The organism is Falsiroseomonas sp., from assembly GCF_051859025.1.
Taxonomy (GTDB): Bacteria; Pseudomonadota; Alphaproteobacteria; order Acetobacterales; family Acetobacteraceae; genus Falsiroseomonas.
Map to the genome: position 1 here is coordinate 140,247 of NZ_JBHYGL010000038.1, position 17,751 is coordinate 157,997.

Sequence of the window (17,751 nt, forward strand, 5' to 3'; positions counted from 1 at the left end):
GGCTGGCTTTCAGCCTTCCGCGCCAAGGCTGGCTTTCAGCCTTCCGCGCCAAGGCTGGCTTTCAGCCTTCCGCGCCAAGGCGCGGGGAGCCGATCATCGCCAGGAATTCGCGGCGGGTGGAAGGATCGTCGCGGAAGGCGCCGAGCATGCGGGACGTCACCATGCTGACGCCGGGCTTGTGGATGCCGCGGGTGGTCATGCACTGGTGCTGTGCCTCGATCACCACGGCCACGCCCTTGGGCTTCAGCACCGTCTCGATCGTGTTCGCGACCTGCGCCGTCAGCTTCTCCTGGATCTGCAGGCGCTTGGCATAGGCTTCCAGCACGCGGGCGAGCTTGGAGATGCCGACGACGCGGCCATCGGGGATATAGGCGATGTGCGCCCGGCCGATGATCGGGACCAGGTGGTGCTCGCAATGCGATTCCAGGCGGATGTCGCGCAGCACGACCATCTCGTCATAGCCGTCCGTCTCCTCGAAGGACCGGGCGAGGAGTTCGACGGGGTCGATCTCGTAGCCGCCGAAGAATTCCTCATAGGCGCGGGCGACACGGGCGGGGGTGTCGACCAGGCCTTCGCGGTTCGGGTCGTCACCGGCCCAGAGCAGCAGGGTCCGGACGGCGGCTTCCGCCTCGGCCCGCGACGGGCGCTGGATGGAGGAGGCCTGGGGGTCGGCGATGCTGGCGGGGGTCTGGATGTTCACGGTCTTGGTTCCTGATGGCGTCTGGATGCGGCGATTGTCTTGTCGCGCCGCCGCGTCTACGGCGCCTTCCTCTCCAGGCCAGATGGGGGTGCGCCCGCATCGCGCAATAGTGGGGGTAAGGCCGCATGGCGCCCCCGCGCTGGCGGCATGGAAGCCTGCCTCAGTGATGGATTGGGAATGCCGGCGGCCGAGGGTTCGCGAGGGATTTTTCGCCCCCGGCAGGGCCGCGGCGGCGCCGCCGATGCTGGTTGCGTCGGCAAGCCCGGGGGCATGCCGCAGGCGTGCCTTTGGCACGAGGCCGCAGGCGTGCCTTCGGCACGAGGCCGCAGGCGTGCCTTTGGCACGAGGCCAGTGGCCGAAAAGCCCAGCGAAACCGACCCGCCGGCGTCCTCGAATGCTCACTCAGGCCCGAGCTTCAGACCGGCGGCTCCCCCTGCACCGGCTGGCTGCCGATGGCGCGCAGCAGCATGGTGATGGCGGCGGAGGCCGCGTCCACCGCCTCGGTATCGTTCCCCTTGGCCACCAGCGCCACGCCGCCGCCGCCCATGCGGTAATAGGGGTAGCTGCCGATATCGAGGTCCGGCCACCGCTTCTGGATATCCGCCAGCCCTTCCGCGATCCGCCCCTCCATCACGCCATTGGCGTGCACGGTGCGGGACGCGATGGGCGGCCCGCCCTGGAGCGTGGGCGCCAGCGCCTCGAACATCGCCTGCATGATGCGCGGTACGCCGGCCATCACATGCACGTTCTCCATGGTGAAGCCCGGCGCGATGGAGATGGCGTTGTCGATCAGCGTGGCGCCGCGCGGCATGGTGCCCATGCGCTGGCGCGCGGCGTTGAACTCCCCGGGCTTGTAGTGGCGCTCCAGGCGGCCCCAGGCCTCGGGATGCGGTTCCCACGGCACGCCGAAGGCGGCGGCGATGCATTCGCTGGTGATGTCGTCATGCGTCGGGCCGATGCCGCCGGTCGTGAAGACGTGGTCGAATTTCCGCCGCATCTCATTCACCGTCGCGACGATGGTGTCCTTCACGTCGGGGATCACGCGCACCTCCCGCAGCGGGATGCCGATCTCCCCCAGGCGCGTCGCCAGGAACTTGATGTTGGCGTCCTGCGTGCGGCCGGACAGCACCTCATTGCCGATGACGAGGAGGCAGGCGATGGGATTCGATTCGGTCATGCGGCGGGGTCCTGGCGGGCTGGTCACGATGATGGCGAGGGGCCCGGCGTGCCGCTACAGGAAATCCCGGAGCAGCGCGACCAGCGGCTTGTCCGCCGGCGGCATCGCGTAATCCGCCAGCTTCTGCGGCCTGACCCAGGCCAGCGCCTGGCCCTCCACCGGCGTTACCGCGCCGTTCCAGCGCCGGCAGAGATAAAGCGGCATCAACAGATGAAACTTCTCATAGCCATGGCTGGCGAAGGCGAAGGGGGCGAGGCAGCTTTCCGCCACATCGATCGCCAGCTCCTCCTTCAACTCCCGGATCAAGGCGGCTTCGGGCGTCTCCCCCGCATGGACCTTGCCGCCCGGGAATTCCCAGAGGCCCGCCAGCGGCTTGCCCTCCGGCCGCCTGGCCAGCAGCACGCGGCCATCGCCATCGATCAGCGCGCAGGCGGCGACGAGGAGGATCTTCTTCCCCGGTGCATCGGCCGGGCCATCCGCCAGGGCAGGCGCGGCCGCGGGCGTGGCGGAAGGGGCGGGGGCGGGCAGGTCGGCGCGGGTCATCGCGAACAGCTTGACGGGCATCGGGCCGCCGCGTGCAACGAAATCCCGCACGCCCTCTCCCGTCTCGCGGAAGCCGATGCGGCCCAGCAGCTTCTGGCTGCGGTCGTTCTCCACCAAAGCGGAGGCGACAAGCCGGTCCACATCGATATTGGCGAAGGCCCAGCTCACGACCCGCGCCGCCGCTTCCGGCCCCACGCCATGGCCCCAGAAGCGGCGGCCAACCCAATAGCCCAGCTCCGCCTCCCGCTTCGCCGCATCCCGGCTGAGGCCGATGCAGCCGACCAGCACCTCCCGCTCCTCCGCCGTGCCCGCCTGTTCGAGGCCGGTGATGGCGAGGTGCCAGGCATGGCCATCGGCCATCTGCGCGCGGGTGGAGGCGATCCATTCATCCGCCAGGTCGCGGGGATAGGGGAAGGGTACGCGCGCCAGGGTCTTCGCCACCTCCCAGTCATTCACCAGGCGGTGCAGGTCGGCTGCATCCTCCGGCCGGAGGGGACGGATGGTCAGTCGCTCCGTCCGCAGCGGCGCGAAGGGCGGGGGGGCGAGGGGATCGGCTTCCTCCGATGCGGAGGGCAGGAGGGGGGGCAAGGTCGCCATGGGTTGGTGGGAACGGTCCTGCCGGAGTCGTGGAAGGGGGGAAATGCTGCGCCGCTCATAACGCGGGGCGTGGGGGGCGGTAAGGTCGCGCGGCGTGAAGGCCTGGATAGTTTCGCTCGCGACCGGCCGACCGTGGCCGTGGCGCACCATGGGCTCGCCGATCATGCAGGGCGGCGACAGGATGGATGACGGTGGGACGCGGCACGCCAGCGGCGCGCAACCTCATCTTCGCCGCGCCCACGGATGGCACGCTGGGGCCGGCCTGCAACAACGGCGGCCGGCCGATGGCGGTGATCCGCCTCGGCGACTGGCGCGGGACGCTCTATTCCCGGGAGGAGAAGCCACTCAGCTCCGGTAGGACCCGTTGATGTCGATGTAGCCATGCGTCAGGTCGCAGGTCCACACGGTCGCCTTGCCGCGGCCGAGGCCGATATCGACCTCGATCATCACTTCCCGGCCCTTCATATGGGCGACCACGGGCGTCTCGTCATAGCCGGCGACCACGCCGCCTTCACGGGCCATCCAGGTGCCGCCGACGGCGACGCTCAGCTTGTCCCGGTCCGCGGGTTCGCCCGCCTTGCCGACGGCCATGACGATGCGGCCCCAATTCGCGTCCTCGCCCGCGATCGCCGTTTTCACGAGTGGCGAATTGGCGATGGACATGGCGATCCGGTGGGCCGACTTCGCGCTGACGGCACCGGTGACGTCGATCTGGATGAGCTTCTGCGCGCCCTCCCCGTCCCGGGCGACCATCAGCGCCAGGTCCATGAGGACCTCATGCACCGCGCGGGTGAAATCCTTCAGCATGGCGCCGCCCTCGGCGGGCACGCGGGGGTGCCTGGTGGCGCCGGTGGCGAACATCAGCACCGTGTCGCTGGTGGAAGTGTCGCTATCCACCGTGACGCAGTTGAAGGACCGGTCGCTGCCCTTGGCCAGGATCTTCTGCAGCACCGGGGCGGGGATCTTCGCATCGGTGGCCAGGAAGCACAGCATCGTCGCCATGTCGGGCGCGATCATGCCGCTGCCCTTGGCGATGCCGCTGACCGTCACGGTCGCGTCGCCGATCTTCGCCGTCCGGGTCGCGCCCTTGGGGAAGGTGTCGGTGGTCATGATGGCGCGGGCGGCGCCCTGCCAGCCATCATCGCCCAGCGCGCCGAACAGGCCGGGGAGGGCGGCGACCAACTTCTCGGTCGGCAGCTTCTCCCCGATCACGCCGGTGGAGGCCAGGAACACTTCCTTCGGCTTGCAGCCCGCCAGGCCCGCCATGGCGGCCGCGGTATCGGCACAGGTCTGGCGCCCGGCCTTGCCGGTGAAGACGTTGGAATTGCCGGCGGTGACGACCAGCGCGCGGGCCTTGCCGCCCGCCAGCGCGGCACGGCACCAATCCACCGGCGCGCCCGGGCACTTGTTCTTGGTGAAGACGCCCGCGACGGTCGTCCCCTGCGGGAAGACCATCATCGTGACGTCCTCCCGCGTCGTGTAGCGGATGGCGGCGCGGCCGGAGCCGAGGCTGACCCCCGGCACCGGCGGCAGTGCCGGCAAGGGAAGGGCGAGGGGAGAGACGGGAAGGTCCTTGCCGGCCATGGTCGTGGTCTCGTTCAGCGGCGGGGTTGGGGGGCGGCGGGGGGCGCGGCGCGGTCCAGCAGCGAAGGCGCGGGCGCCGGGCTGCCATCCATGCCGAAGCGCTCGATCCGGGCGGCGGCGCGGATTCGCTCCACCTCCGCGTTCACGCCTTCCTCGAAGGCGGTCTGGCGCAGGCCCTCGCGCGCTTCCTCGAAGGGCGGCGGCGGCACGGCGCGGCGTTCCTCCACCTTGATGACATGCCAGCCGAACTGGGTGCGGACCGGCGCCGTGCTGATCTGGCCGGGCTGCATCGCGAAGGCGGCCTCGGCGAATTCCGGGATCATGTCGCCGCGCTTGAAGAAGCCCAGGTCGCCGCCTTCGCGGGAACCGGGGCCGGTGGAACGGCGGCGGGCGACCTCGGCGAAATCAGCGCCGGCGCGGCGGGCTTCCGCCATGGCGGTGCGCGCCTCGGCTTCCGTCGGCGTCAGGATGTGGCGGGCGCGCACCTCCTCCTCCGAGGGGCGGGCGGCGATGTCACGCTGGTAGCGGGCGCGCAGCGCCTCCTCCGTCAGCAGGGGGGCCACGGCGCGGGTGATGAGGGCCTGCTGCAGCGTCTCCTCCTCCACCCGGCGGAGCCTGGCGGCGACTTCCGGGTCCTGTGGCAGGTTGGCGGCGCGGGCGGCCTGGGTGATCGCCTTCTGGGTGATCATCTGGTCCAGCAGCAGGGGGAAGAGCATCTGCGGCGGCATGTTCCGCAGCTCCTCCGGCAGGCGGCGGGCCTCGTCCTGCACGTCGTCCATGCGGATTTCCAGGCCATCCACGCGGGCAACCACTGGGTTGGCGGGCGCCGGCGTGGCGGCAGGTGAGGGGGGCGCACCCTGGGCCAGGGCCATGCCGGCCGGCATCATCAGGGCGGCGAACAGCAGGGCCGTGCGGCGCATTCGGGGGATTCTCCGTCAGGTGCCGGAACATGGCCGATGACGGTCCGAGCCACAAGAACGGGGCAGGAGGGGGGCGGATCGGCGCCCTCGCGTTGACGCGGCGGGGTCGCCCGCCTATCTCTCCCGGTGCCGCGCCGCCGCCGGCATTGGGCCCTTGCCTGGCCGGCCGCGCCCCCCGATTCACCTCGGCGCGGGCGCCCCGCCCGGCGGGGGGACCCGGGGCCGGCGCCGCGCCGGCCGGAGACCCCAGGATCCCATGTTCCAACGTATCGTCCGCGCCTTCTTCGGCACATCGAACGACCGTCAGGTCAAGCGCTACCAGGGGCGGGTCCCGGCGATCAACGCGCTGGAACCCGGCCTCGCCGCGCTGTCGGATGACGCGCTCAGGGCCAGGACCGCCGAATTCCGCGCGGCGCTGGCCGCCGGCAAGACGCTGGACGACATCCAGGCCGAAGCCTTCGCCACCGTGCGCGAAGCCGCCAAGCGTGTGCTCGGCCTGCGGCATTTCGACGTGCAGATGATCGGCGGCATGGTGCTGCATGATGGCCGCATCGCGGAGATGAAGACCGGCGAGGGCAAGACCCTGGTCGCGACGCTGCCCGTCTATCTCAACGCGCTGCCCGCCAAGGGCGTGCATGTCGTCACCGTGAACGACTACCTGGCGAAGCGCGACAGCGAATGGATGGGGCGGCTCTACCGCTTCCTCGGCCTTTCCGTCGGCGTCATCGTCCATGGCATGACGGATGACGAACGGCGCGACGCCTATGCCTGCGACGTCACCTACGGCACCAACAACGAATTCGGCTTCGACTACCTCCGCGACAACATGAAGTACCGGCTGGAGGAGATGGTCCAGCGGGACTTCGCCTACGCCATCGTGGACGAGGTCGACAGCATCCTGGTGGATGAGGCGCGCACGCCCCTCATCATCTCCGGCCCCACCGACGACACCTCGGAGCTCTACAGCCGCGTCGACCTGGTGATGAAGGAACTCATCAAGGACACGTCGCTGTTCGAGAAGGATGAGAAGCTCAAGACCGTCCACCTGCTGGAGGCCGGGACGGAGGCGCTGGAGAACGCGCTGCGCGATGCCGGGCTGCTGACGGAGGGCAACCTCTACGACAGTTCCAACGTCACGCTGGTGCACCACGCCAACCAGTCGCTGCGCGCGCAGGTCCTGTTCACGAAGGACGTCGACTACATCGTCCGGCAGGACAAGGTCGTCATCATCGACGAATTCACCGGCCGCATGATGGAAGGCCGCCGCTACTCCGACGGCCTGCACCAGGCGCTGGAGGCGAAGGAGCATGTGACGGTCCAGCCCGAGAACCAGACGCTGGCCTCCATCACCTTCCAGAACTACTTCCGTCTGTATCCCAAGCTGTCGGGCATGACCGGCACGGCTTCGACCGAGGCCGACGAGTTCGCCGAGATCTACAAGCTCGAAGTGGTCGAGATCCCGACCAACGTGCCGGTGGCCCGCATCGATTCCGATGACGAGGTCTACAAATCCGCGCGCGAGAAGTACGAGGCCGTGGCCGTGCTGATCGCGGAGGCGCGGGAACGCGGCCAGCCCACGCTGGTCGGCACCACCAGCATCGAGAAGTCGGAGCTGATCTCCGAACTGCTGAAGAAGAAGGGCGTGCCGCACCAGGTGCTGAACGCCCGCTTCCACGAACAGGAAGCCGGCATCGTGGCGCAGGCCGGGCGCCCCGGCTCCGTCACCATCGCCACCAACATGGCCGGCCGCGGCACGGACATCCAGCTCGGCGGCAATGCCGACATGCTGGCGCGCGCCGAGATCGGCAACAGTGACAGCCCGGAATATGAGGAGGCGCTGGCCCGCCACAAGGCGGAGGTGGAGGCGATCCGCCCCGCCGTGAAGGCCGCGGGCGGGCTGCTCGTCATCGGCACGGAACGGCATGAAAGCCGCCGCATCGACAACCAGCTGCGCGGCCGGTCCGGCCGCCAGGGCGACCCGGGGGCGAGCCGCTTCTTCCTGTCGCTCGAAGACGATCTGATGCGCATCTTCGGCAGCGACCGCATGGGGGGCATGCTGCAGAAGCTCGGCCTGAAGGAGGGGGAGGCGATCGTCCACCCCTGGATCAACAAGGCCCTGGAGAAGGCGCAGAAGAAGGTCGAAGCCAGGAACTTCGACACTCGGAAAAACCTGCTGAAATACGACGACGTCATGAACAACCAGCGGAAGGAGGTCTACGCCCAGCGCCGCACCTTCATGACCGCGCCCGACGTCGCCGAGACGGTCGCCGAGATGCGGCGGGAGACCATCGCCAAGCTGGTCGACGCCGCCATCCCGGAAAACGCCTATCCCGAGCAGTGGGACCTGACCGGGCTGCAGGACAAGGTGCTGGCGATCCTCGGCCTCGACCTGCCCGTCGCCGATTGGGCGCGGGAGGAAGGGATCGACGAGACGCAGGTGCGGGAGCGGCTGGAGAAGGCTGCGGACGAGGCCTATGCCGCCCGCGTGGCGAATATCGGCACCGACCTGATGCGCATGGTGGAGAAGAGCCTGCTGCTGCAGATCTTCGACGCGGTGTGGAAGGAACACCTGCTGTCGCTGGACCATCTGCGCCAGGGCATCGGGCTGCGCGCCTATGGCCAGCGGGACCCGCTGAACGAATACAAGTCGGAAGCCTTCAACCTGTTCAACAGCATGCTGGAGGATCTGCGGGAACGCACCACCAGCGTGCTGATGCGCATCGACATCCGCCCGGATGCGCCGCCGCCCATGCCGGAGCCGGTGCAGGTGATGGATCTGCGCCACGACGCGCCGCCGAACGAGTTGGCCTTTGCGGATGGCGGCCCGGCGATGGAATACGGCACCGCCAGCCAGGCCGCCCGGCAGCCGATGGTGGCGGCCAGCGTGGACCCGAACGACCCCGCCACCTGGGCCGCCACGCCGCGCAACGCACCCTGCCCCTGCGGGTCGGGCAAGAAGTACAAGCACTGCCACGGGCGCGCATAGCGTTCAATGAAATCAACGCGCTAGCAGCCAAGCCCAAGGGTTTTGGCTGTTAGGCACTTGTTGGGCACATGAAAATCCTGCAGGTCGTTATGCAGAATTTAGGCATAACGAGCGGCAGGATTATATGCCCACGAATCCCACCCATGCACTGCATGATGGTCTGCTACAGCTGTTCCTGCGCAACGGGCTGTGGCAGGCACGGGTGTATCTGGGTCATGGTCGCTATCTGTGGCGCAGCCTCAAGACTGTGGATCTTGAGCGAGCAAAGCAGCTGGGCACGCAGCTGTTCTACGAGACCCAGTTCAAGCTCAAAGCGGGCTTGCCCACGCACCAGCGCAGCCTGGATAGCGTGATCTCAGAATACGTGAGCTGGCGCGAGCGGGACAACGCACAGGGCAAGGCTGCACACAACAGCACCAGCAAGTTCACCAGTGACCACATGCTCAGGCAGGTCAAACGGGTGGTGAAATTCTGGCGTGCATATGCAGGCAACCGCGCCATTGAAGTCGTGGACGACAACATGTTGGCTGGGTATGTGAACTGGCGCAAAGCCTACTATGAGAACATGGTGGAGCTGCCCCGGAATGCTCAGCTGCATCCTGCTGACAAGACTTTGCAGTGGGAGATCATGCTGGGCAAGGCAATCATCAAGTTTGCCCATGATGCAGGCTATCGCGGCAACAAGCCGCTGCCCACATTCACCTTTGTGCCCAAGGTGAAACGTGTGCGACCTGCGTTCACTATCCCCGAATATCGCGCACTCTATCGCGCCATGCGTGCATGGATTGCTGAGGCTGATAATGAGCGGTCGCGCTACATGAGGCAGCTGCTGCGTGACTATGTGCTGGTGCTGGCAAACTCAGGCATGCGGGTGGGAGAAGCCAACAATCTGCGTGTGAGTGATGTGGTGCCATTCGTGGATGCGCTGGGCAGGCAGAACGTGGAACTGCATGTGCGTGGCAAGACGGGTTCTCGTGTAGTGATCCCGCGAGTGGCAGTGGCGAAGTATGTGTCTCGGGTGCTTGCGCTGCGCGATAACCACTCTGCGCATGATCCAGTGTTCGTCATGCAGGATGGTGGTGCAATTATCACCCTGATTGATCAGTTCAATCAGGTGCTGGATCGAGCTCAGATCACACACAACAGTTCGGGTGACAAGTTCACACTCTACAGCTTGCGGCACTTCTATGCGGTCATGAGCATACGTGCAGGCATCGACATCTACATGATCGCCCGCAACATGGGCACCAGCGTGGCTATGATTGAAGCCTACTACGGCAAGTCAGCCACACCCGCAGCACGGGCAGCGCAGCTGGGTGGTCACACCTACGGCTGACCAGTTGGGTGGTGTTGCACCACGCAACTCGTTCATGGGGGCTACCCTGATCACCCACAGCTGCTGGGCTGTCCTCACATTCCTGGGCTGGTCTGGGTGGTCATGCGCAGATCGCCTCATGTGTGCTGGCTGGATGGCTGTGGTGTGAGCGGGCTGCCTTGCAGCGGCTCACGGTGGGGCAGCCCAGCCCCGTCGTCGTAACCAGTTCAGTTACAAGACTCCACGCAACTCAGATCGCTTGTTCATGACGGTGCGTTCATTTTGAGGTCGCGCAGCGGGCAGTGTGCCTGTTCCCGCCGTCGTCACGAACCCTTTGACGGGCAAGGTTCGGTCCCGATCGCGGTATAGTACAGTTAATGACGGGAGTTTAGTGCGTTGATATCAATGTCATTAAAGCTACTGATCGTCACGGCTGTCGCGCTGACAGCAGCATGCGCCAACGATCCTGCGGCTTCATTAAGGCAGGGATCCATTCCTGGGAATGCCTCTCCTGCCGCTGTCAATGTTTCGCGCGAATCGATCCGACCGTACTGCCCTGCTGCTGGTAGTTGGATAAATCGGACCCGAAGCGATAATGGTGTCGCGCTTGTACGAGTGACCTATGTTGGAGAGCATTCCGCTTATCCGGGTATTTGCCAGTACATAGTCGGAGTCGATAGTGAAAATAGGTATCTGAGTTTTGGTCCGATACCTATTGTGCCTAGGGATCTAGAGCTCGCATCAGGAGTTTCGGCGCAGATTTTCCCTCTGGCGGTCGGAAATACCGCAAGCTTCACTGCAATTGATCGCAGTTTCAGAGATATTGATACCTTTCAATATCGTTTTACGTTTAATGTTTTGCGTCGCGAGCGTGTTACGGTAAGCAATAGATCGTATGACGCTTTTGTTGTTAGTAGAACAGAGGAAGGTATGTTCAATAATGTTTTTCGAGGACATGAGATATACTGGATTGACAGCGAGACTATGCTACCAATCAAGCTAGAGCGTCGGGTTGATCGAGGTATACCCTCATCCGCTCCGAGTTGGGTAGTGACCCAAACAGGTAGAGCGAGCGGCGCTAGTTCTACTCCTGAGCAGCGGCGCTAACCACAATACTGAATCGTATGCCCTGGATTCACGCTCCTGTTTGGTTCGGTGCTGAGCGGCGGCAATGACGTTTTGCGCTTCAGCAGCTACTCGGACAGCGGCGACATCATCCGCGACTTCGTTCGAGGTCAGGACCGCATCGATCTGTCAGCCATAGATGCGAACGCCACCCTGCAGGGCGATCAGGCTTTCGAGTTTCAGGGTGCGGGTGACGGGCTCTATTTCATTCCGCCTGGCGTCGGAATTTTCGGGGGATTTCTAGCCACAAGGGCGACTGTGAGTTATTCCTACAACCTCTACAGCGACAGAACGACCGTGGAGATCGACAGCACAGACGCCCGCAGCGTTGCCGATATGACCATCTATCTGTCAGGCAGAGTTGCGCTGCAGGCTTCTGACTTCGTGCTCTGAGTGGGAATAAGCGTGGCACACCAGCCGCAGGGTTGGTGTGCTGCGCCGGTGATCCGTCGGCTCATTCCAGTTGGTTGGTTCAACACCAGCCAACTTGGTGTTCAAAGAGAACTTGCAGCGCTCTATGTCAGGTATCCGGGAGCGCTGGGTGCTCATTTGACAGCGCTGAGCACAGCTGGTGCCTGCCGGAAATATGGCGGCTGCGCGGTGGACTATGCCAACTGGATCATCCTTTGGCATGAGCCCAGAAATCAGCCGACTTCATGGAAAAGCCGTGCTTGATCGAAGTGAGCCGCTGAAAGGAGGCGGCTCACATGGATGCTCACACACTGCGAGCGCAGCTCACGCAATTCACCGGCAGCGAGACGTTCACGCGTCATGCCCTGCTACGACGAATGGTCATGACCGAAGGCGTGATATGGCTGGTGGAGCAAGCGCAGGCGCATTGGCTCACAGACATCATCGCCAGCTATCAGCACGAGGCGCACGTCAGTCTTGAACACTTCCAGGCATGGCGTCTCAGCGTGGATCTGACCACACGTGCCGCGGTGATCATGATGATGGACGGCAACTCACACAAACCCATCGTGCAGCAACAGATCGACTACACCGATTTCCCGCTGGCAGAGATCACGCTGTGGCTGATCGCTCAGGGTGAGCATGTCGTGCTCATGCTGCCCAGCGAGTATTGATCCGCACGCCAGCGGTTGGGTAACAAACACTTGTACGCAAGCTGCGCGCCATCTGACTGCTGCACTTTGCTGCCGACAAAGTGTGGCAACAAAGTCTGACAGCAAGATCTACCCCGTCATTCGGCGACCATGCGATGATTTATGTCTCTCCACTACAGCAGAGCCCGGCGCAATTCGACAAGCCTCACGCAGGCTCATTTACTACGGGAAATGCGCTGAGAACTCTGCCTGTGGCGTGATGCTCTTGGTCGGAACAAGCCACCCACTTCACCAGCGTGTTGCCCATTCGCAGATAGTCGGCTGCCTCGCTGGTGAGCTTGTTCTTGGGGTCCACAAACGTGGCTCCCACCTTGATGCCCAGCTTCTCAGCCATCTCCAACAGGGTGACCTTGGGATCGCGCTGCCGCAGCTGTCGCGCCATCAGCGCCAGGCGAATGGTGTGGATGGCAGTCTTGGAGGCAAGTGGGAACTGGGTGTGCGACCTCTCCCAGAACTCGCGCGTCCTGGCGTCCTTGAGCCGCGGCTCCAGCAATCGACGCACCTGCTGCAAGGCGCTGGTGAGGTTGGACGTGAGCGGCAGCACCACACACAGCGCCTCCTGCTCAGGTGGCGCCTCCTCACCTGCGTGCAGGCGCCTCACTCGGCGCTCTCGTGGTTCAGCGAACAATTGGGTGCCTCGCTGCAGGAACCAGTCATGGAAGCTGGTGCCACGCACGTCGCCCATGTGCGCGTACAGCAAGCTGTACTCTCCCTGTCCCTGTTGGGCGCAGGTGTCCAGGTAGCCATCCACCTGCCGCAGGCAGTGCCACCACCACCAATACAGGTTGGCTTGATACTGCGTGGCACCCTTGAAGGGCACACGATCCACGCAGGGCGCTTCACCCAGTGAGGGTGACAGGGGCGGCTTGCCACCTCGGAACAAGTAGCCCTTGAGCGCCTGTTTCAGGCTGCTGTGCTCCATCATGGCGCGATTACAGCACACCCCTGCGCAGGTGCCAAAGTGGCTCTCCCCGGTTCATGTTCAACTCAACTAGTAGAGCGGGAAAAACGGCTTTAACGCTATAATGACCCCATCGAGCAGAGACACTGTTCGATGCGCTCTTTGATAATCAAATCGGCAAGCGCTGGTGCGCGCAAGTTATTCGTGCGCGGTGGCGGATTGGATGTTGAGGGGCGCTGCAAGGGTCGCAAGACCATTCATCAAGCGGTCGGCAATTCTGCCGACTTAATAGAGAAGGATGTTAATTATGGTTCGTAAGTTCAAGCTCAAGACCGGCAAGAAGCACAACAGTTCTGCCAGCGTGGCAGCGGTGGAACGCAGCGTGGGTGCGCTGGCTGCTGCTGTGAATGATTGGCAGGAAAATGAGTACAAGGCGAGCGAAACTCGCCTGTATCAGCTGCTGCAGGATACCTACGGCGTATTCAAGCTGTATGACACTGATGCTGCTGCCTGGGGCAAGGTGCTGAGCGCCTACCTGGTGCAGCAGGGTCGTGTGTTCTCGCCCAAGATGTCGCTCATGGGCAAGATTGTTCGTGCCGTGTTCGATGAGCACAAGCAGGACGTGACACCGCTGATTGGCGTGCTGAACATCGCCAACAAGAGCAAGGTAACCGAAGACAATCTGGCTGCGTGGATCGAACAGAACGGTGGCATCTGGCAGATCCGTCGCAACAAGCCGCTCACCGGCAGCGAGAAGCAGCGGATCAGTCGCGGCGATCTGATCATCAAGGCGGAGCGTGGCTGCAAGACGCTGCCTGTGCAGGCGGTTGTGAATGTGACTGCTGTGCAGAGCATCAAGGACTTTGCTGTGGACAGCCACGGCACCTTCAGCGTGGCGCTGGCTATCAAGGTCAACGGTCAACTGAAGATCATTCATTACACCGAAGCGACGGGTCTGGTGAATGAATACCTGGAGCGCATGGGTCGGGCGATGCCCGAACTCAGCGCTGCGGAGATGGCTGCCGCTGCCAACGAGGACGATCGGCGGCTCAAGGAGGTGAACAGCATGATGGCTGCATAAGCGCGAAGCATGAGAGTGGGGCGGAAGCTTATTCCGCCTCTCACATTCAAATCTAGAACATAATTTATTCTATCATCAAAGGAAATAAAATGAGTTATCGAATTATCTACGAGCCCAAGACCATCCATGATTTGGTTTGGCCCGATATACAGCTGGAAACGCAGATCAAGGGCATGTGCTCAAACAAACTGCTCACTGTTAGCATTCTTCTGCATGGTCCCAGCGGCACTGGCAAGACCTGTCTGGCGAAGCTGATTGCTCGCACCATTTGGGGCAACCAGACAGCGAGTAATCTGCCCGAGTACGGTCCCACCGAGTATCAGGCGCTGAGGAGCGGTCTGTGTGGGCAGATCAAGAACGATATCAATCTTCAGCTCACGATCAGCGGTGTGTCGCGTCCTGTGGTGCTGCTGAATGAGATCGAATTGTATGACAAGCCCAAGCTGATCACCGAACTGTATGATTGGCTGTTGAGCCGCAGGATTAACTGTGTTTGGGTGGCGACCACCAACGATGTGCACAACGTGAATTCTGCACTCAAGAGCCGCCTGCGACCTATTCTGTGGGACTATCGCCTGAGCACCTTCGACCAGAATGTGGCGCTGTTTGTTCCGCGTGTGCTGGCTGTGTGCCAGCAGGAACTGACCGCGCAGCAGCTGCCCAGCGCTGAGCAGGTTCAGGCAGGGCTGGTGTGGATGATGCAGCACACGCCTGAGATTGATGCGCGGCGCATCATGGATGGCACGGAAGCGATTGTGGCGCTCAGAAAGGGTCTGATCTCCAGCCTCTATCAGGTCTGACCTAGCCTTGGTTGGTTGCCAACAAACGTTGGCAACCAGATCAGGGCAGAATTCTCTGCGCGCCACAAACTGTGTCGGTGGCAAAGTGGCGCGCCAGGAACAATAGTTTGGCGCTTGCTCCAGGGTGCCACCGCTAAATAGCGGTGCCATGAGAGCGCACGAATTCATCCCCCACGACCAGCTGCTGGAAGCACAGCTCTCACCTGACCAGGCGCGCGCACGGCAGCGTGCATGGCTGTGGGCAGAACTGCAGAACCTCATTCGGTTGGCACGCAAGGCAGCGGTGCCAGCACGTGCCAAGCCCAAACCCATCAAGTGGAAGTGGCAAAAGCCTCCCAAGCCCCGCAAGCCCAAAGTCATTCAGCCCAGGCGCCGCAAGCGCAGAGTTGCAGCAATAGCTCCCATCAAGCCCAAGGTGTTGGCTGATCCTGCCAGAGCACAACGACGGCTGGCAGCACTACAGCGCCGCTGATCACACATTCTGATGCGCAAATATTAATGCATGACAGCCATATATTTGATTTGGCGCAATTCATTATATATAAATAGCGCATGGTTATTAATTTCAAGGCACATCAAGCCCAGCAGGCTTATGTGGCATGGCTGTGCAATCTGCCTTTGAGTGTGGCTCTCACACTCAATTTCAGGGCTGATATTCATGAGACACAAGCCAGGAGCGCTGCAAGGCACTTCTGGCGCTTGGTGGACACGCAGGTTTGGGGTGCCAATGCGGTTAAGCGGCACAACGCACAGCTGATCAGAGTGTGTGCGCTGGAAGGCGAAGCGCAGGTGCGCAATTGGCACTATCATGCGGCTGTGCAGCTGCCTGAGCATTGGCAAACAAACAAATTCCACGATCTGCTCATGAACACCTGGGGCGACATGCGTGAGGCAGGTAAATACAGCATGTGCACAGCCATTCATGATCGCATGGGATGGCTCAACTACATTTGCAAGGATGTGAGGCGCAAGGGCGAAGCGCTGTGCTTGGCGACTTCGCATATACCTCAGCCAGAGTGACAGCAGCGACCCGATGGGACGCTGATACACAATTGCATATATATCACCATGGACGCACTCGCAAATGTGGGTGGTCAGTTAATTGTATTCTATTGTCAAATGACTGCTTATCATAATGCGATGAAGAGATAATAGATGCAGTCAGATGCAAGATGACTGTCAGATACAACGCGATGATTAGACACAAGATGACTGACGGATACACCGTGGTGAATAGATATAAGATGACTGTCAGATATAATGCGGTGAATGAATATTAGATTGCTGGCAGATATACCGCGGTGAACGGGTATAAGATGACTGTCAGATATAAGGTGAATTCCACACACGGCACGCCGAATAGATATTGATTGCATTCAGATATGGGGTGGCTGCCAGACATGGCTTGGCGAATGATAATCAATTGATCAGGCATCCAGTCATGCGGATGCATGCAGATCGAACAAACACCACACCTCACCGCTTTCACGCTTGCCGGGTGCAATTCAGATTGATCAGTGAGATTTCTTGTTGCCAAATTTGCGCACAGCACGATGTGTGCATTCCTCACGCATGCGAGCAATCATCACCCTCAGTCGTTCCTGCGCCAGCTTATCTGTCTCCTGTTCAGCCTTTTTCTCCATGTGCCACACCAGTGCGAGAACAGCACTCACAGGCATATCGCGTCCCTGGCATCGCGTGCTGCTGAACCAGCCGGCAGAACGACCACATAGTTCGCTCACATGATATTGGCTGCGCACAATCTGTAGCTCACGCAGCCAGTGGTAGATAGTTTGATCGGTGATTGATGGCATTCGCTATTTAGTGCCGCAGCTGAGCGCAACCACGCAGCCCAAGACGAGAGCGAGACAGGGCGCTGCGCCATGAATTTGGTAGTCAGGTAGCGCAGCTGCTGTGGGCACCCTGTCGCGCTCTCTCAGGGCGTTCTCGCGCACGCAGCAACCTTCCCGCTTTTGAAGGCAAGATCACGCAAGGAAATTAGGTAATCCATATGAGGTTCTATCTGCACACATAATCAGAACCCATCATGCCTTTCCCCACTCGACCCTTTTTGGTGAAGCCAGCAGATCAGGCACACCAACAAGGAGCACACATGATGAGCCATCTCGCCAAACTCACCATCACGCAGGTCAAGCGCCAGAGTGCACTCAGCCCGCAGGAGGCACGACGCACCAAGCTGATCACCAAGCTGGAGGAGCAGCTCAAGCTGGCTGAGGCACAAGCCAAGGGCGAGCGCTATCTGGTCATCAAGCCCAGCTGGAGCCGCGATGCAGACGGCAATCGGGTGCGTGTGCAGCGGGAGCGCCAAGTGCGACCCTGGTGGTGGCAGGAAGGGGAGGGAGTTGCCATGCTGGTCAGGTATGGGGCTCGATCGCTGGAGCTGAGCAAGGGCAAGCGGGCAATCAGCATCCAGACCCCCGCCATGCTGCCTGGTGCCATCCACACGCTGATCGCAGCTGTGCGGGCAGGTGAACTGGATGCAGCCATGGATGCAGCCATCACGGAGACCAAGCGCAAGTCAGGCAAGGGATAATACTCCTCGCCAATTCAAATCCGTTCCAGGCGCTGTGTGAGCAATCGCACGGCGCCTTTTCTGTCTCTGCTCGATGCAGCGGCGGATATCGCAACAAGATCGGGTCTAGATCTACCACTCAGCAATTCCCTGTGTGGCTACCATCTGGGAAGGTGGGTGCGCTGCCATGGTTCTCATGGGTGGCATAAATAGCGATATGAGAACTTATTATATTCCCCACCATATCAGCACCCCAGAGCGCGACGCAGCCATCCACGCCATTTGCGCAGCCATCATGGTGGTGCTCGCACGCACACAGCGCCAAACCAGCTGATCTGTGCATATACAAACTTTGTATATGGAGA

General features: G+C 62.3%; 16 protein-coding genes. 9 read left to right on the forward strand and 7 right to left on the reverse strand.

The annotated features are described in order from the left end of the window. Window positions 1–61 precede the first annotated feature (61 nt). The 3 genes from folE to ACTIE5_RS25280 form a co-directional block, all read right to left on the reverse strand. Window positions 62–700 carry a GTP cyclohydrolase I FolE gene (gene folE, locus ACTIE5_RS25270; RefSeq protein ID WP_439552502.1) on the reverse strand — a complete coding sequence of 213 codons (639 nt, stop codon included), beginning with the start codon at window positions 698–700 and terminating at the stop codon, window positions 62–64. Window positions 701–1,115: 415 nt separating this feature from the next. Then, on the reverse strand, window positions 1,116–1,877 hold the full coding sequence (locus ACTIE5_RS25275; protein WP_439552503.1) for a competence/damage-inducible protein A: 762 nt from the start codon (window positions 1,875–1,877) through the stop codon (window positions 1,116–1,118). Window positions 1,878–1,931: 54 nt separating this feature from the next. Beyond that, window positions 1,932–3,017: a bifunctional GNAT family N-acetyltransferase/(deoxy)nucleoside triphosphate pyrophosphohydrolase gene (locus ACTIE5_RS25280; protein ID WP_439552504.1), complete on the reverse strand. Its 1,086-nt coding sequence runs from the start codon at window positions 3,015–3,017 to the stop codon at window positions 1,932–1,934. Between the two features lie 185 nt (window positions 3,018–3,202). Here ACTIE5_RS25280 and ACTIE5_RS25285 point away from each other — a divergent pair, with 185 nt between their 5' ends. Continuing rightward, on the forward strand, window positions 3,203–3,385 hold the full coding sequence (locus tag ACTIE5_RS25285) for a hypothetical protein (protein WP_439552505.1): 183 nt from the start codon (window positions 3,203–3,205) through the stop codon (window positions 3,383–3,385). Here ACTIE5_RS25285 and argJ read toward each other — a convergent pair. Then, window positions 3,363–4,601 carry a bifunctional glutamate N-acetyltransferase/amino-acid acetyltransferase ArgJ gene (gene argJ / locus ACTIE5_RS25290; protein ID WP_439552506.1) on the reverse strand — a complete coding sequence of 413 codons (1,239 nt, stop codon included), beginning with the start codon at window positions 4,599–4,601 and terminating at the stop codon, window positions 3,363–3,365. The two genes, ACTIE5_RS25285 and argJ, sit on opposite strands and share 23 nt — an antisense overlap. 14 nt (window positions 4,602–4,615) lie before the next feature. Beyond that, window positions 4,616–5,521, reverse strand: a complete 906-nt coding sequence (locus ACTIE5_RS25295) for a peptidylprolyl isomerase (protein ID WP_439552507.1) — start codon at window positions 5,519–5,521, stop codon at window positions 4,616–4,618. 256 nt (window positions 5,522–5,777) lie between these two features. Here ACTIE5_RS25295 and secA point away from each other — a divergent pair, with 256 nt between their 5' ends. From secA to ACTIE5_RS25315, 4 genes are all read left to right on the forward strand, one after another. After that, on the forward strand, window positions 5,778–8,507 hold the full coding sequence (secA, locus tag ACTIE5_RS25300) for a preprotein translocase subunit SecA (RefSeq protein ID WP_439552508.1): 2,730 nt from the start codon (window positions 5,778–5,780) through the stop codon (window positions 8,505–8,507). A gap of 124 nt (window positions 8,508–8,631) precedes the next feature. Then, complete coding sequence (locus ACTIE5_RS25305) at window positions 8,632–9,843, forward strand: tyrosine-type recombinase/integrase (RefSeq protein WP_439552509.1); 1,212 nt, start codon at window positions 8,632–8,634, stop codon at window positions 9,841–9,843. Between the two features lie 1,134 nt (window positions 9,844–10,977). After that, window positions 10,978–11,340, forward strand: coding sequence for a M10 family metallopeptidase C-terminal domain-containing protein (locus tag ACTIE5_RS25310; protein ID WP_439552510.1), 363 nt, complete (start codon window positions 10,978–10,980; stop codon window positions 11,338–11,340). Between the two features lie 314 nt (window positions 11,341–11,654). Continuing rightward, complete coding sequence (locus ACTIE5_RS25315) at window positions 11,655–12,032, forward strand: DUF6876 family protein (protein WP_439552511.1); 378 nt, start codon at window positions 11,655–11,657, stop codon at window positions 12,030–12,032. 184 nt (window positions 12,033–12,216) lie between these two features. Here ACTIE5_RS25315 and ACTIE5_RS25320 read toward each other — a convergent pair whose 3' ends face one another. Continuing rightward, window positions 12,217–12,996: a hypothetical protein gene (locus ACTIE5_RS25320; RefSeq protein WP_439552512.1), complete on the reverse strand. Its 780-nt coding sequence runs from the start codon at window positions 12,994–12,996 to the stop codon at window positions 12,217–12,219. A gap of 283 nt (window positions 12,997–13,279) precedes the next feature. Between ACTIE5_RS25320 and ACTIE5_RS25325 the strand changes: the two genes are divergently transcribed. The 3 genes from ACTIE5_RS25325 (at window position 13,280) to ACTIE5_RS25335 (ending at window position 15,873) form a co-directional block, all read left to right on the forward strand. After that, entirely contained in the window at window positions 13,280–14,053 is a 774-nt protein-coding gene (locus ACTIE5_RS25325) for a hypothetical protein (RefSeq protein ID WP_439552513.1), read from the forward strand. Window positions 14,054–14,142: 89 nt separating this feature from the next. Further along, window positions 14,143–14,853: an AAA family ATPase gene (locus tag ACTIE5_RS25330; protein ID WP_439552514.1), complete on the forward strand. Its 711-nt coding sequence runs from the start codon at window positions 14,143–14,145 to the stop codon at window positions 14,851–14,853. 552 nt (window positions 14,854–15,405) lie between these two features. Beyond that, window positions 15,406–15,873 (forward strand): hypothetical protein, encoded by a 468-nt coding sequence (locus ACTIE5_RS25335; protein ID WP_439552515.1) that lies wholly within the window; start codon window positions 15,406–15,408, stop codon window positions 15,871–15,873. A gap of 494 nt (window positions 15,874–16,367) precedes the next feature. Here ACTIE5_RS25335 and ACTIE5_RS25340 read toward each other — a convergent pair whose 3' ends face one another. Continuing rightward, on the reverse strand, window positions 16,368–16,667 hold the full coding sequence (locus tag ACTIE5_RS25340; protein ID WP_439552516.1) for a hypothetical protein: 300 nt from the start codon (window positions 16,665–16,667) through the stop codon (window positions 16,368–16,370). A 299-nt stretch (window positions 16,668–16,966) separates the two neighbouring features. On the opposite strand from ACTIE5_RS25340, the gene ACTIE5_RS25345 reads away from it, so the two are divergent. Beyond that, window positions 16,967–17,407, forward strand: coding sequence for a DUF6641 family protein (locus tag ACTIE5_RS25345; RefSeq protein ID WP_439552517.1), 441 nt, complete (start codon window positions 16,967–16,969; stop codon window positions 17,405–17,407). Window positions 17,408–17,751: the final 344 nt, after the last annotated feature.